This window comes from Bacillus massilinigeriensis (assembly GCF_900117315.1).
Taxonomy (GTDB): Bacteria; Bacillota; Bacilli; order Bacillales; family Cytobacillaceae; genus Bacillus_BE; species Bacillus_BE massilionigeriensis.
The window spans coordinates 3,608,097-3,622,999 of record NZ_LT630337.1 but is presented as its reverse complement, the minus strand read 5'-3'; the positions used below and the strand labels follow the sequence as shown (position 1 = coordinate 3,622,999).

12 protein-coding genes and 1 pseudogene are annotated in these 14,903 nt (G+C 37.1%); 9 read left to right on the top strand and 4 right to left on the bottom strand.

Annotated features, from left to right (window positions below):
- The first annotated feature begins 2 nt into the window (after positions 1–2).
- Positions 3–1,235 carry a murein hydrolase activator EnvC family protein gene (locus BQ6100_RS18055; protein WP_075982932.1) on the top strand — a complete coding sequence of 411 codons (1,233 nt, stop codon included), beginning with the start codon at positions 3–5 and terminating at the stop codon, positions 1,233–1,235.
- A 551-nt stretch (positions 1,236–1,786) separates the two neighbouring features.
- Entirely contained in the window at positions 1,787–3,235 is a 1,449-nt protein-coding gene (locus BQ6100_RS18050; RefSeq protein ID WP_075982931.1) for a S41 family peptidase, read from the top strand.
- Between the two features lie 702 nt (positions 3,236–3,937).
- Here the strand turns inward: BQ6100_RS18050 and BQ6100_RS22130 are convergent.
- Complete coding sequence (locus tag BQ6100_RS22130; protein ID WP_452082092.1) at positions 3,938–5,026, bottom strand: methyl-accepting chemotaxis protein; 1,089 nt, start codon at positions 5,024–5,026, stop codon at positions 3,938–3,940.
- A gap of 992 nt (positions 5,027–6,018) precedes the next feature.
- Here BQ6100_RS22130 and BQ6100_RS18040 point away from each other — a divergent pair.
- The 3 genes from BQ6100_RS18040 (at position 6,019) to BQ6100_RS18030 (ending at position 9,234) form a co-directional block, all read left to right on the top strand.
- A complete protein-coding gene (locus BQ6100_RS18040) occupies positions 6,019–7,251 on the top strand; it encodes an EAL and HDOD domain-containing protein (protein ID WP_075982929.1) in 1,233 nt (410 codons plus the stop codon).
- Between the two features lie 130 nt (positions 7,252–7,381).
- Complete coding sequence (locus BQ6100_RS18035; RefSeq protein ID WP_075982928.1) at positions 7,382–8,575, top strand: PDZ domain-containing protein; 1,194 nt, start codon at positions 7,382–7,384, stop codon at positions 8,573–8,575.
- A 110-nt stretch (positions 8,576–8,685) separates the two neighbouring features.
- Positions 8,686–9,234 (top strand): CueP family metal-binding protein, encoded by a 549-nt coding sequence (locus BQ6100_RS18030; RefSeq protein ID WP_075982927.1) that lies wholly within the window; start codon positions 8,686–8,688, stop codon positions 9,232–9,234.
- Positions 9,235–9,267: 33 nt separating this feature from the next.
- Here the strand turns inward: BQ6100_RS18030 and BQ6100_RS18025 are convergent, their stop codons facing one another.
- Positions 9,268–9,447: a DUF3896 family protein gene (locus BQ6100_RS18025; RefSeq protein WP_075982926.1), complete on the bottom strand. Its 180-nt coding sequence runs from the start codon at positions 9,445–9,447 to the stop codon at positions 9,268–9,270.
- Between the two features lie 455 nt (positions 9,448–9,902).
- Between BQ6100_RS18025 and BQ6100_RS18020 the strand changes: the two genes are divergently transcribed.
- Positions 9,903–10,796: a DMT family transporter gene (locus BQ6100_RS18020; RefSeq protein ID WP_075982925.1), complete on the top strand. Its 894-nt coding sequence runs from the start codon at positions 9,903–9,905 to the stop codon at positions 10,794–10,796.
- Positions 10,797–10,934: 138 nt separating this feature from the next.
- On the opposite strand, the gene BQ6100_RS18015 is transcribed toward BQ6100_RS18020, so the two are convergent.
- Positions 10,935–11,780, bottom strand: coding sequence for a methyl-accepting chemotaxis protein (locus BQ6100_RS18015; RefSeq protein WP_407922580.1), 846 nt, complete (start codon positions 11,778–11,780; stop codon positions 10,935–10,937).
- A gap of 96 nt (positions 11,781–11,876) precedes the next feature.
- Positions 11,877–12,113: pseudogene (locus BQ6100_RS22045) on the bottom strand (HAMP domain-containing protein); the annotation flags it as partial.
- 529 nt (positions 12,114–12,642) lie between these two features.
- Between BQ6100_RS22045 and BQ6100_RS18010 the strand changes: the two are divergent.
- The 3 genes from BQ6100_RS18010 (at position 12,643) to BQ6100_RS18000 (ending at position 14,888) form a co-directional block, all read left to right on the top strand.
- Positions 12,643–13,365, top strand: a complete 723-nt coding sequence (locus tag BQ6100_RS18010; protein WP_075982923.1) for a TVP38/TMEM64 family protein — start codon at positions 12,643–12,645, stop codon at positions 13,363–13,365.
- A gap of 49 nt (positions 13,366–13,414) precedes the next feature.
- Positions 13,415–14,143 carry a GTP pyrophosphokinase gene (locus BQ6100_RS18005; protein WP_075983622.1) on the top strand — a complete coding sequence of 243 codons (729 nt, stop codon included), beginning with the start codon at positions 13,415–13,417 and terminating at the stop codon, positions 14,141–14,143.
- Between the two features lie 151 nt (positions 14,144–14,294).
- Positions 14,295–14,888 (top strand): TetR/AcrR family transcriptional regulator, encoded by a 594-nt coding sequence (locus BQ6100_RS18000; RefSeq protein ID WP_075982922.1) that lies wholly within the window; start codon positions 14,295–14,297, stop codon positions 14,886–14,888.
- Positions 14,889–14,903 lie beyond the last annotated feature (15 nt).

The window sequence follows — 14,903 nt, the reverse complement described above, 5'->3', positions numbered from 1 at the left end:
CGATGAAGAAATCAATATTAACACTATCAGTAATCGCCTCATTAACCTTAGGTACCCTTGCAGCTGGTGTTCCTAACGTAGAAAAGGCATATGCATCTAAATCGGATGAAATAAATACGATCAAAAATAAACGTTCTGACCTCAATTCTAAAATTGGGAATAAAAACAATGAAATTGAAAAACTACAAGGTCAACAAAATGATGTGAAAGAGGAACTTACTCAAATAAACATCACGATTCAGGATACACAAAATAAAATTGTAGAAAAGAAAGAGCAAATCCAAGATACAAAGACAGAGATTAAAAAGCTAGAAAAAGAGATTGCTGAACTAACCAAGCGTATTAATAAACGAAATGAATTATTAAAAGAGCGCGCTCGTTCCTTCCAGGAAAATGGTGGAACAGTTAGTTATCTAGACGTTCTAATGGGTGCCCAAAGCTTTAGCGATTTTATCGACCGTGTCAGTGCAGTCGCAACTATTGTTGAAGCAGACCAGGACATACTTCGTGAGCAAAAGGCAGATAAAGAGCTTTTAGAGAAAAAGCAAAAACAAGTGGAAGATAAATTAGCTGATTTAGAGAAAAAACATGCAGAATTACAACAAATGAAGAGCAGCTTAGACGCGAAAAAGGCCGAGAAGGATCAATTAATGTCTGCATTGAAGGAAAAAGAGGAAGAAGCACATGCAGAAATGCTTTCTCTAGAAGAGGAAGAGCGGATCCTTGCAGCACAGCAATCAGCTCTTCAAAAGGCGTTAGAGCTAGAGAGACAACGTCAATCTTCAAGCTACAACAATAACGGTAATACTGGCTCTGCACCTCCAGTTTCATCTGGAACCTTCACAAGACCAGTAGCAGGTATGATTACTTCAGGTCTAGGAATGAGATGGGGTAGCTACCATGCAGGTATTGACATTGCCCAAGGTGGTACAAATCCAATCGTTGCAGCAGCAGACGGGGTTGTCATCCAATCCTATCGTTCCAGCAGTTATGGAGAGGTAGTCTTTATTTCACATAATATTGATGGACAGGTTTACACAACTGTTTATGCACATATGAGATCTGGTTCAAGAGCAGTAAGCTCAGGACAAGTAGTGAAAAAAGGTCAACGAATCGGTACTATGGGAAGCACAGGAGATTCAACTGGCCAACATTTACATTTTGAATTACATCGTGGCCCTTGGACACAGTCTAAATCCAATGCAATCGATCCAAGAAGTGTTGTACCGTTTTAAAAACCAGCAACTATCTTATTGATGATAACGAAATTTCCAAGAAAAGTGATGCTAGGTACCCTGCAATTTTTAAGACAATTTCATTTATATAACAAAAGTCGTTCGCTATTTAGTTGGCGGACGATTTTTTTTTGAGAGAAGAATTCGAAAATGGGGCTTTGGTAGGGTGAAAAGTGGTATCGCGGATAAAATCGAATAATCGCGGATATTTTTCAAAAATCGCGGATATATAGAATTTTTCGCGGATATATTAAAAAAATCGCGGATAAATTCCAAATTTTCGCGGATAAAAATTCCTTATGAAGAAAAATCCAATGATAGATTGATAGTTCATACACGATGCTACCCAATGATTATCTTCCATCAAACTTTTAAGACACAAAACCAACAAATCTCCCCCAGATAACAGAGTTTTTTTCATAACTTGTCCGTCGTGTACATATATTTAATTGAATTCGTAAAGCCCAACAGTTCGGGCTCCCATCCTGAGGTGAGGTCGACTGATATAAGTTTGAAATAGGCAGGAATCCATCATGAAATGGAGGAAGGTTATGAAGCATAAATGGATCGTTCTACTCGTTATCGGCTCCTTATTAACAGGGGCTGGGGGCACATATACCATTTTGGAATGGAAGGATAAAAAAGAGGAATCTTCACAAATATCCAAGGTAGAGTCGAAATCCAACCAAGAATACGATGGGGATGATAATCTAGACAAGGTAGAAAGGGCCTATAATTTAATTTTAAATAATTATGTACAAGAGGTTGGAGAGAAAACCTTAATTGAGGGTGCCATCCAGGGAATGCTTAACCAATTGAAGGACCCCTATTCAGTTTATATGGATAAGGAAACAAGTAGACAATTTAGTGATACGTTAGAATCTACATTTGAAGGAATTGGCGCAGAAATCAGCAAGGTGGATGGGAAAATTATGATTGTTTCGCCATTTAAGGATTCACCAGCAGATAAGGCTGGCATTAAACCGAACGATCAAATTTTAAAAATCAATGGGGAAAGTGTGGAGGGACTAGAGCTTTTTGAGGCAACTCAAAAAATTAAAGGAAAAAAAGGGACAAAGGTCAAGCTTGAAATTGCCCGCAAAGGTTTAAATGAGCCGGTCAAGCTCGAAATCATAAGAGACGAGATTCCACAAATCACGGTCCATTCAGATATGAAGGAGCAGGATGGGAAAAAGATTGGTTATATGGAGCTTACAACCTTCTCTGAAAGTACAGCAGAAGAATTTTTTAAAGAGCTACAAGCATTGGAGCAAAAGGGGATGGAGGGCCTATTAATCGACGTCCGAGGAAATCCCGGCGGACTCCTTTCCAGTGTGGAGGAAATATTGAAGGAATTTGTATCGAAGGAGCATCCTTACGTTCAAATTGAAAAGCGGGATGGAAAGAAGAAACGTTATTTTTCCAGTTTGAACTCGGATAAGGATTATCCAGTGGCTGTTCTTGTTGATAAAGAGAGTGCCTCTGCAGCTGAAATTTTGGCAGGGGCATTGCAGGAAGCGGAGGATTATAAGCTAATTGGGGAAACGACCTTTGGCAAAGGAACCGTCCAGCAGGCCGTGCCAATGGGAGATGGAAGTAATATTAAACTGACCATCTATAAATGGCTAACCCCAAATGGAAATTGGATTCATAATAAAGGAATCAAGCCAGATATAGAGGTTGAGCAGCCAGATATTTATCACACCCATCCAATCAATGCGGAAAAACCGTTGGAGAAGGATATGAATAATGAGCAGGTGAAAAATGCCCAACAAATTTTAGATGGATTGGGGCTTGCGCCAGGGAGGATGGATGGCTATTTCAGTGAGCAAACAGAAATTGCAGTGAAAGCCTTTCAACAAAAACACAAGCTTCCTTTAACAGGAAAAATAGATGTAACCACAGCATCAGCCCTTGAACTAGCCGCCATTGAGGCAATGAAAAAGGAAAGCAATGATCTTCAATTGCAGACGGCTCTACGGTATCTTACTAGGGAATAGTAATGGGTGGGCAGTAGATTTTGTAAAAAATAAATGACAAGTCGGGTCCAGATTTGTTTGGTAGGGGATTTGAATGTTCTCACGTACGAGGCGAGAATAAATTAACATGATCAACCGGGTAATCGGGTATAAAGGTAGCTTCTCACGACAATGTTTGTTGTTTGTGGAGGAGGAATGAGGGATTATAGAAGAGGGTAGAGTAGGGTAGGCCAATCTTAGTGATTGGTCTTTTTTTTTGGTGGGTGGGCATGAGTGTGATGGGGTGTGGGTTTATACTTATTTGGCTATTATTTTGTGATGGAAAAAGATCAAATTTGGGCCATCGCGGAAAAAGCTGGCCTTACCGCGGATATATTGAAAAAAACGCGGATAAAACAGAATAATCGCGGATATATTCAAAAAATCGCGTAAAAAACAAAAAAATCGCGGATAACCTAAAATCCGGTCAAAAAAAAGATCCACAATCGCCCAATAGACCATCAAATTTTACCTTCTTGTTCCATAATCAGTACAAAATCTACCCCAAAAAAGTATTTTCAACCAAAAAAGCTGTGCAAAATATCGCACAGCTTCAAAATACGAGAACTAAGAATCTAAATCTCAAGAGTATATGTTTCGTTCAACCCCCAGCTGCACCTGAAATACATCAGTCAACAGCTTAACCTTCCGCATTCCCATTCCCATTCCCATTCCCATTCCCATCTATATCTTAAACCGCTCAGTCTGTCCCTTCAACCGATCCGAAATCGATTTGATATTTTCCATATTTGTTTCGATTTCCTTATAAATGTCTGCCTGATTATGAACGGCCTCACTAATTTGGGAGGAGGTTGCTGCGTTCTCCTGCAATCCCTCTGATAAGGTGAGAACCGCTGTGGTCATATCCCTTGTAATGTTCGACTGTTGTTGTGCAGCGTCGTTCATTGATTTGATTTTATGCGAGATTCCTTGAATATGCGTTAAGATAGATTGGAATTCCTTTGATGTTTGAAATACTTGGTCAGAGCTTGAAATAATATAGTTTTGTTCTTTTGAAATAATTTTGTCGGTGGCTTGCATTTTTGTTTGGATTTCATCAACTATACTCGTAATTTGGTTCGCAGATTTTTTGCTTTCCTCTGAAAGTTTTTTCACCTCGTTTGCGACAACTGCAAAGCCTTTTCCAGCATCTCCTGCTCGAGCAGCCTCTATTGATGCGTTTAATGAAAGCAGGCTAGTTTGTTCGGTAATTTGGGTGATGAGGGAAACGATTTTTCCAATTTCATTGGATGCCCTTTTTAATTCTCCTATGACGTCCATGACTTCAGAGGATGAATCCTTAACAGTATTAATTGCTAGAACAGCATCATTTACTGAATTCTCTCCTACTTTGGCAGCCTTAAGAACCTTTTCTCCATTATCGTTGGCATTTTGGGCTTCTGAAAAGATCATTTGAGCCTGTCCGGAAATTTCTTGGATACTTGCAAGCGCCTCTTCTGATACACTAGCACTATTTTGAATATTGTCATTGACTGTTTCAACCGATGCTGCCACTTCTAACATTTGAGTATTGGATTCCTCAATAGAGGCGAGAACCTCTTGAGTTGCTTGATTTAAAGTGTTGGCATTTTCGATAACTTCACCAATTAATTGTCCAATTTTTTCAAGGAAGTGATTAAAGTACTCGGACATTTCTCCAATTTCATCCGTGCTCTTAACAACCAGTCTTTTCGTTAAATCCCCTTCACCATCAGCGATATCCTTAAGCATGGTAGAGGTTTTCCGGATATTGCCTACCACAGAGCGACTCATCAATAGAAAAATGACGATTGAAAGAAGAGCCCCAATGACGGTTCCACCAATTTGTTCAATCAGATTCGTTCTTTGAATGACCTTTGTCTGAGAGTCGCGGTCTTTAATTTCTGCCTGTTCTATTTGAACAATGCTATCAAGGCTGTCTCTAATTTCGTCAGCATTAGAATTTGTCGATTGATTTTCCTCATCCATAGGTGGCCTTGTGGCTTCACTAATTTTTTGAAGTAGGATTTCGTTTGATCCTGATTGCTTTTCTTCGATTACCTGATCAATCGTATGAAACGTTTCGTTCCCAGCTTCTTCAACTGTTTTAATTAAATCCTGTTGCTTCGAATTGTCTCCTGCATTGTCCTTTAGAGTTTGAATGTCTTCAATGAAATCCTGTTTTAAAGTATTTATCGTATCAATCGCAGATTCTTCCGTGGATTGCTGTATTTTCATTCCGATGCTCATTTGCAAATCTTCTAAACTATTTGCAGTTGAAATAATCTCCCAAGAGGTTTTATCCTCATTATTTGCCATAATCAGCTTTCCTGTATTCCTGAAGGTCAGGAATGATACCGTAACAAAAATAATAATAATAGCAATAAAACCAAATGCTAGTTTCCTTTTGATAGAAAGTTTATTAAACATGAGTTTGCCTCCATCTTATGTAAAAAGTTAATCAATTACTTTGGAAAAAATTACTTTATTAACATAACTTAAATTTATGACTAAAGTATGAATAATCTATTTCATAGATAGGAAGAATAGGGAAATTTCTAGAAGGAAATGCGGTAAGGTAAACATAGAAAGAGTGTGTACTTATCGTAACGAAATTGTTATATATTCCTGATAATAGGAAATTCCGCATGATATAATTGAAATTGAACTGTTTATTTTTTAGAAAACTATTGTTTGGGTCAATAGTTTTTAGGTAACCAATTAATGCATTTTAAGAATTGGATGTGTTAACATTACCGACCTAGATTTAATTGGAGGTTGTATTGATGGAGGTTTTTATTGCGAGACAGCCTATATTCACAAAAAATCAGGAACTTTTTGCATATGAGCTGCTATATAGAAATAATGAAAAGAACATATTTCCTGGAATAGATGGTGATGAAGCTACAGCAGAAGTCATCATAAATAGTTATTTAAATATAGGTATTGATAAACTTTCTAATAGTAGGCCCTGTTTTATTAATTTTACTGAAAAATTACTTCAGTTAAAACTTCCTACCTACTTCAGGCCACGTGAAATTGTCGTAGAAATTTTGGAGACTGTTGATCTTAATCAGGAGACTGTTAATATATGTAAGGAACTCAAGGAACTAGGATACAGGATAGCCCTTGATGATTTTATTTTGAATGAGAGCAATACCCATTCTTATCAATTAATGCGATATGCTGATATTATTAAGGTTGACTTTAGACAAAGCACGGAAAAAATGAGACGAAAAATTGAGGCAATAGCTAAGATATCAAATGTTAAATTACTTGCAGAAAAAATAGAAACGGAGGATGAATTCCTAGCGGCGAAAGATAGAGGCTACGATTTTTTCCAAGGCTATTTCTTCTCAAAGCCTATTATGGTATCTACCCATGATATTCCTAGTTATTTTCATTCCTATTTTGAGGTTCTTAATCAATTATCCCAAGACGAGCCAAATATTGATATTATTACAGGAACGATTGAACAGGATTTATCGTTTTCTTATAAGCTTTTAAAATTAGTGAATTCTCCTGCCTATCGTCCGAAACATAAAATTAATTCGATCCGGCAGGCCATTGTCCTTCTAGGACTTTTAGAGATAAAAAAATGGATTTATGTTCTGGCTTTTAGAGAACAAACAAAAGGGAAAAATGATTTATCGAATGAATTAATAAGCCTAAGCCTAACAAGAGCCAAAATGAGTGAGTATTATGCTTTTCAAATAAATAAAAGGGCAGAAGCCTCCTCCTATTTCATGACAGGAATGTTTTCTTTAATTGATATCATACTGGGCCTTCCGTTAGATAAGGTCTTAAGCGAGTTACCTCTTCAAGACCATATAAGTGATGCTTTGAAAGGCGCTCCTAATCCTATGAAGGATGCTCTAGATTTATGTATGGATATCGAAAATGGAGATTGGGAGAGTGTAACGAATAAGTGCAAGGAATTAGAAATTGATGAAATCAAATTCCTTCAGTACTATCACCAGGCTATTAACTGGTCCAATGAAATTATGAAAATAAAATAAGAAAGTAGATAGATTCTCTCGATTTCAAAAAACTAGCAATAGGCTTTGCCAGTGTGTTTTGGTAAAATAAAGAGTAATAGATTAGAATTTGGAATCATGTGTAGAACATGAGTAGAGGTTGGTGGCAAGATTGGTTCAGGAATGGTTATTAGAACTATTAAAAGGACTTGGGATGTTGTTTCTTCATCCAATTTTCTATTTTCTCTTTTTATTAGCTGCTTTTTTTGGAGTTTCTCGTGTTAAGCGGGAGAGGAAAAATTTTCATATACGGGTGGAAAATGCTTATTTTGAATTGAGGCAGCTTCTACCACTAGGAATCCTTATCGGTCTCATCCTTTCTTTGGTGATTATTGGGGCAGGACTCGTTGTGCCTGTGGCATTTATCATTATAACAGCGGGCTTTACCTTTATATGGGGTCTTACTACAAAGGCACGGTTGATTTCTCCGATTTATACCGTGGGGTTCGCATTTTTTGCTCTTATTTTTCTAGCAGGAAAGGATTTGCCTATTCCTTTCTTTAAAGATGAATTCTCTAGTTTAGATGAGGGGATATTTCCTGCTATAGCGGTTCTATTAACTCTACTTATTATTGGGGAAGGAATTCTTATTTTAATTAATGGAGTGAAAGGGACATCTCCTAAACTTATAAAGAGTAAACGTGGCTTAATCGTTGGGGTACATGAGGTAAAACGCCTATGGATGGTTCCTGTCTTTTTGTTAATTCCAGGTGATGCAATATCACTTCCATTCGGATGGTGGCCGGTATTTTCAATTGGAGGAGAATCCTATTCCTTATTCCTCGTTCCATTTGCGATTGGTTTTTTCCAGCACATACAAGGAATGCTGCCCAAAGAGGCGATTCGCCTTCACGGGAAACGGGTCATTGTATTTGGAAGCTTGCTAGCTCTCGTTTCTATTGCAAGCTATCGGATTCCTCTGATTTCCATAGCTGTTGCGGCATTAGCCATCATTGGTAGAGAGTTGCTCTCTTATCGGCAAAGAATGTATGAGGAAAGCCTTCCATTTTATTTTTCAAAAAGAAATCATGGGCTTATGATCCTCGGCATCATTCCTGGTTCTCCTGCAGAAAATATGGCCTTGCAGGTTGGAGAAATTATCAGCAAGGTGAATGGTACTACCGTGTATGATGAAAAGATCTTTTACGAAGCGCTGCAAAAGAATCGTGCGCATTGTAAATTAGAGATTCTAGACACTAGCGGTGAAATTCGTTTGGTTCAACGAGCATTGTATGAAGGAGATCATCATGAACTAGGGATCTTATTTGTTCAGGAGGAGAATAAGTGGGGGAATGAAGCGGTTTAAGGGCAATTTGAAAAGAGGTTTGGTTAAAAAGGACCTAATTATTATATTATTTCAGTAAAATAAAATACGTGTAGATTAAGTGATTAATTAGGTAGGAGGATACATCTAAGATGAAAAGAAAAATTATTGTCATTTCTTTCTTAGCTGCAGTTATGTTAGCAGGATGTAGTGGGGAAAGTTCAACAACAAAAGAAGTCACACCTAAAAAGAGTGAAACTCAAAACATCAAGGAATTGGTGCAAGATTATAGTACAGGTAAAATAAAAGATGAATCTGCTTCAATCACCTCTCAAAAGCTTATAGTGACAAAAAATGATGATAGTAAGTTAACCTATGATCTACCCGAGGACGAATTTTTCGTTTCCATTGCACCTTATATTAAAAAAACCCATCCATGTTCTGATCATAGCTTGACTGGTTGTCAAGGTGAATTGGTGGATGAAGAGTTTGATGTGTATATTGAAGATACGGAAAGCAACGTGATTATGGATAAAAAGGTGACCACCCAATCGAATGGTTTTATAGATTTATGGCTACCGCGCGATAAAAAATATCATATTACGATTGCACAGGATGGAAAAAAGGCAGAGTCAGAGTTTTCAACTTTTGAAAGCGATGGAACATGCATTACAACCATCCAATTAAAAGAGAACATATAAAAGGAAGGTGCCAGGCACCTTCCTTTTTTTTCCTTATTGAATTTGGCCGCGCTCGAAATGGTTCATGTCTGTTAATTCTAAAATATATTGATAGTTATTGATGGTTCGTTTGATTTCTTCATATTCTTCTTTGGCTAAATCTTTACTTTCTAATTGCTTGCTTAAATTTAGAATGGTCGAGGATAGTTGATCCTTTATTTCTAAGTAATCCATAAAAAACACCCTTTCTAAAAAAATTTTCCCATTTATTATTTATATTTTATCCAATAAAGGTAAGGGATGTTTACGGAATTTTTTGCAAATAAGTGAACATTAAAGTACGGATTCATGACAAACGAGTACATAGTAGTGACAGGCATCCTGTGTAAAGGTTATTGAATAGTTATCCATTTGTGGAGTTAACACTAAATATATTGTGATTTTTTACAATTTTCTGTAATAATAGAGTTAATTATTTTTCTCATAAAGTCTTCAAGATGAGATTAAGATTTTTATAGGTGTCAGACAAATCGGGGGTGTTAGCATTGAGATTATATCTGGATCTTTTTGAAAATGACCAACCATCTATTCATTCGTAAGTCGAGGGATGAATAGTGGGTAACCATCATGCCTCGTCTTAGGAAAGGTTATTAAAAAAATTTCCCATAAAGACGGAGGTCATTTTTTAGATGAAACAGAATTTATTAGGTGCAATTTGTTTATCATTAGCTGCTAGTATGTGGGGCGGTATGTATGTTGTTAGTAAATATGTATTGGATTATATCCCGCCATTCACACTCGTTTGGCTACGTTATATCATTGCCTTTGTATTTTTATTTGCCATTTTAAAGGTGGTAGAGAGGAAAAATAAAGATCGCGAACCGATGCAAAAGAAGGATTGGCTCCTATTAGCGTGGATTGGTTTTATCGGTTATTTTGTATCGATTGCCTTACAATTCATTGGTACAAAATTATCTGATGCACACACAGGATCATTAATCACGTCTGCAACACCTGCATTTATCGTCATTTTTGCGAGGTTTTTATTAAATGAAAAGCTGACGGTGCGCAAGGTTTTTTCAGTGATTCTGGCAACCATTGGGGTTGTTATTGTTATCGGATGGGATAGCAATGTAGGCTCCTATTTCAAAGGTAGCGTGATTCTAGTTGGTGCTGCTGTAACATGGGCACTTCTATCAGTCTATGTAAAAATCGCTTCCAGCCGTTTTTCTTCTTTAACTATTACGACCTATGCCATTCTTTTTGCGATGATATTTACCACACCAGTGATGGTATGGGAGCTCCAATCACAGGATCTTTATTATGATCGTTTGCCAGTCATTTTGGGAGTTTTGTATGTTGGGATTATTTCAACGGCAGCAGCTTTTTTTCTTTGGAATAAGGGTCTTGAGCTGATGGATGCTGGTATTGGCTCGTTATTTTTCTTTTTTCAACCATTAGTGGGCTCGTTTTTGGGCTGGCTTTTACTGAATGAAAAATTGAATGTCAATTTCTTTGTTGGTGGAGCCTTGATTCTTGTGGGGGTTTTGATTGTGACGGTACAAAAGAAAGTGAAGGTTTAACTAAAGAACCGGTCCCTCATACCTGGGGTTAGACCCTCTTTTTTCTAAAAAAAATTAGAAGAGGCTGAACCGATAAGTCTATTTAACAACTTAAACGGATCCAGCCTCTTTCTTATTTACTTCTTCAAAAACCATAATTTAGACACTAAATTTTTTCGTTAATAACTGCAGATTTTCTGCAATTTTTTCTAATTCCTTCATTGATGTGGAAACCTCTTCAATAGATGCTAGCTGCTCTTCGGATGCCGCAGAAACGTCCATAGAGTTTTGACTATTTTGTTTTGCAATGGAAAGAACATTAGAAACAGAAGAAGTCACTTCATGGGCGCTTTCAGAGATTTTCTTGCTACCCTGAAGAATTCCTTGAACCTGAATGTCCAGATTTGTCATCGAGCTGGAGATATTATGGAAAATATCCTTTCCGTTTCTTGTCATATTAATTCCGAGTTGTACTTCTTCAATAACTTGTTTCATCGTTGCCACAGAATTACTCGTTTGATTCTGAATTTCATTAACTAGAACAGCGATTTGTTGAGCGGATTGGCTTGATTCTTCCGCAAGCTTTCGCACTTCCTCCGCAACTACGGCAAATCCTTTTCCATATTCACCTGCACGAGCAGCTTCAATGGCTGCATTTAAAGCCAAAAGGTTCGTTTGATCAGCAATACTTGAAATAACCGTTAGGAATTGTCCAATTTCCTTTGAACGTTCCTGTAGAACTTGTAGAGAAGCATCGGATTGACTAACTGATTGTTGAATGGATCCCATTTGAGATACTGTTTCGTCGATGGATTCGACTCCATTGCAAGCGATAGTTGTATTATTTTGGGAAAGATCGCTTATTGCATTTGTTTTCTTGCTTATGTCGTCGATTTCATTGTTCACAATGTTCATTGCTGTTGAGATTTTTTCCATCCCGCTTGCCTGCTCCTCAGATCCAGAGGCAACTCCTTGAATGGCTGCAGAGATCTGTTCGGAGACCATCGCTGTGTTATCAGAATTAGATGAAAGCTGAGTTACGGCTGAGGCAATATGGTTTGTCGTGTCATTAATATTGCTTACAACAGATCGCAAATTCTCCGTCATCTTTTGAAAGCTATCTGCTAATTCACTTAATTCATCCTTGCGTCCTTTAGGAAGGCCAACCTCTATATTTAAATCGCCTTCTGCAATCTTATTCGTTGCCTCTAAAAGATTTTTTAATGGTTTGATAAGAATATAACGAATGAAGATTGTCGCAATCAATGGGGTAATAATCAGACTTATGAAGGTATTAAGGTAAATACCAAAGCTTTCATTGACATTTGCAAACTCCATGACCAATTCATTTATTTTTGCAGAAAGTGGAGTGCTTATTAGAGATGCAAGAATAATGATACTAATTATTTTATTACTTAGGCTTTTGAATCGCATTTTTTTCAGCATGGAATAAATCCTCTCCCGGAGCATATACTTTTTAATCTATAAAAAATATTATACTAATATATTGGAAAAAAGAAAGCTATTTGGTAGGTAATTTTTCCTATAGCTCTGGTAAACTTGAATGTTGATTTCCGTTCCAGGCGCTTCGCTTTCCGCGGGCGTGACGGGGAGCCTCCTCGTCGCTAACGCTCCTGCGGGGTCTCCCCTGCCCCGTTTTCCCGCAGGAGTCTTCGCGCCTTCCACTCCAATCAACATTTTCTTAATATCAACAATGAGATTTAACACAGTCTTTCCTATAAATAGGACCTAAGGAGTGACTGGTAAAAAAAGGCTACTCTTTGATGCTTTATTGATTGATATCTAGTCTAAATGAATTAAAATAGAATAAAAGGGGCTAATTAACAGAAAATTAGAAGGGTGAATTATGAATAGTGACAGGGAGAAGCCACTCAAAGCAACAAACAATTTGAAAATAAAAATTATATTTGTCTGCTTAATATTTATTCTTTTTCTTCTTTTATTTACCTTTAACCATGAATTATTCAATTTATTAATAAAAGGGGATTTGAAATCTGTTAGGAGGATGCTTGTTGGCGAATCCTACGCTTACGTAATTACGCTATTGGTTATGATTGTGCAAAATTCATTTACGGTCGTTCCGCTCATTTTGATGATTGCTATTAACGTATCCCTATTTGGGTTTATGAATGGGTTTCTATGGAGCTGGTTCACAAGCGTAATTGCGTCTATCATTGTTTTTGTTTGTGTGAGATTTATTTTTCAGGATTGGTTAATTAAAAAATTTAAGCCTGAGCAGATTGCCATTGTTGCACAAAAAGGGTTTAGTTATGTATTTCAAGCTAGGGTATTTCCGTTTATTCCTACGAGTCTTATTAATATTTTGGCCGGGCTCAGCTCGGTTCGTTTCAATCATTTTCTATTCGGAACGATTCTTGGGAATTTTATTTATTTCTTCCTCCTTTCCCTCATTCCCGCTGGGGTTTTATCATCCTCTTTGAATGAATATGAAATAGGTGTTATCATATTAATGATTTTCCTCTTATATTATGGGGTCAGAATGCTATATAAAAGAAAAAGTAAACGTGCCCATATTAAAAAAGAAGAAAATAAACATCTAGAAGGTTAATGGATTTTTCTATTACAAAATGGTGATGAAAAGAGGACACAACAAAGTGATGAACAACATCAGTGTGAATGACTTAAAGGAAATGAAGGTTGAATTAACTAGATTTGTGATGGCGTATCGATTTGCTCTGGATGAAGTGAATACAAAGATTAATATTTTGAAGGATGAATTCAATTATATTCATGAGTATAATCCGATTGAACACGTGAATTCCCGGGTTAAATCACCAAAAAGCATCTTGAAGAAAATGCAACGTAAAAACATTGGCTTTTCTTTGGAAGATATCAAGAACAATATTAGGGATATTGCTGGTGTAAGAATTACCTGTTCCTTTGTTTCGGATATTTATAAAATAAGTGATATGCTGAAAAACCAAAAGGATATTAAGGTGATTGATTACAAGGATTACATTCAAAATCCTAAACCTAATGGGTATCGCAGTCTTCATCTAATTATTGAAATTCCCATTTTCATGTCAGATCGGGAGGAATTGATTCCCGTTGAAATTCAAATCAGGACGATTGCAATGGATTTCTGGGCGAGCCTTGAGCATAAAATATTCTATAAATACAATAAGGACGTCCCCCATTCTTTAGTTTCAGAGCTTAAGAATGCCGCAACGGTTGCCGCTGAGTTAGATTTAAAAATGGAACGGCTAAACAAGGAAATTAGTATTTTCAAAGAAAAGGATCGCGAGGAAAATGAAAACCTTCTCCCTGTTATCAACGGAGAACAGCTAGCGATTCCATTACAACTGCTCGACACCATGTTAAGGTGACAGGCACCATCCAAAATTTGGATGGTGCCTGTCACCTTTTTTGTTGAAATTTTGTCACCTATGCCTTAATTTCCCTCTGTTATACTCGAATTATGATACTAAACATTGTTTAAAACAATGTTTAAAATGCGAGAGGAAATCAGGGATATGTATGAATTTAAGTGAGGAAAAGGAATGCTGTTCAAAGAAAGAACTGATTCTTGAGGCAACACTAGAGCTCATGCGAAAGGAAGGATTTGAAGGGGTTACCATTCGAAAGATTGCATCGATGGCCAATGTGAACGTCGCTCTAGTAAACTACTACTTTGGGTCCAAGGATCGACTGATTAATGCCGCGATTCAAGTACTGGTTACTTCCTTTAAGGAAACCTTTTCTATATTAGATAATGCCTCAATCGAACCTAGGGAGAGGTTAAAGCTTTTCTTAATTCAATACATTCAAACCTATCGTCAATATCCATTCATTGTTCGAAAGCTTGTCAATCATGAGCCATTGAAATTTGAAAGCCAGCTGGACTTTGTGAACTTCCTTAAAGCAATGGGGTTAAAAAAAATGCAACACACCATTGAGGAGCTGTCGGGAGAACATGACCAGGACAAACTTACGATTATGATGTCTCACCTGTTGGGAGCATCATTTTTGCCCATCTTAATCGAGCCGATGTATCAGATGGTCACTGGATATACATTTTCTGATATTGAAACACAAGTAGAAGTCCTATTAGATCGATATTTTGCTAAGTAAGGAAAGACTTATTTC

What these genes read in the sequence shown, in the direction of transcription:
- BQ6100_RS22130 (WP_452082092.1), bottom strand. Translation starts at nt 5,026, where the DNA reads ATGAGTCGCTCTGTGGTAGGCAATATCCGGAAAACCTCTACCATGCTT.
- BQ6100_RS18030 (WP_075982927.1), top strand. Translation starts at nt 8,686, where the DNA reads ATGAAAAGAAAAATTATTGTCATTTCTTTCTTAGCTGCAGTTATGTTA.
- BQ6100_RS18055 (WP_075982932.1), top strand. Translation starts at nt 3, where the DNA reads ATGAAGAAATCAATATTAACACTATCAGTAATCGCCTCATTAACCTTA.
- BQ6100_RS18020 (WP_075982925.1), top strand. Translation starts at nt 9,903, where the DNA reads ATGAAACAGAATTTATTAGGTGCAATTTGTTTATCATTAGCTGCTAGT.
- BQ6100_RS18000 (WP_075982922.1), top strand. Translation starts at nt 14,295, where the DNA reads ATGAATTTAAGTGAGGAAAAGGAATGCTGTTCAAAGAAAGAACTGATT.
- BQ6100_RS18025 (WP_075982926.1), bottom strand. Translation starts at nt 9,447, where the DNA reads ATGGATTACTTAGAAATAAAGGATCAACTATCCTCGACCATTCTAAAT.
- BQ6100_RS18010 (WP_075982923.1), top strand. Translation starts at nt 12,643, where the DNA reads ATGAATAGTGACAGGGAGAAGCCACTCAAAGCAACAAACAATTTGAAA.
- BQ6100_RS18005 (WP_075983622.1), top strand. Translation starts at nt 13,415, where the DNA reads ATGAACAACATCAGTGTGAATGACTTAAAGGAAATGAAGGTTGAATTA.
- BQ6100_RS18015 (WP_407922580.1), bottom strand. Translation starts at nt 11,780, where the DNA reads ATGGTCTCCGAACAGATCTCTGCAGCCATTCAAGGAGTTGCCTCTGGA.
- BQ6100_RS18040 (WP_075982929.1), top strand. Translation starts at nt 6,019, where the DNA reads ATGGAGGTTTTTATTGCGAGACAGCCTATATTCACAAAAAATCAGGAA.
- BQ6100_RS18050 (WP_075982931.1), top strand. Translation starts at nt 1,787, where the DNA reads ATGAAGCATAAATGGATCGTTCTACTCGTTATCGGCTCCTTATTAACA.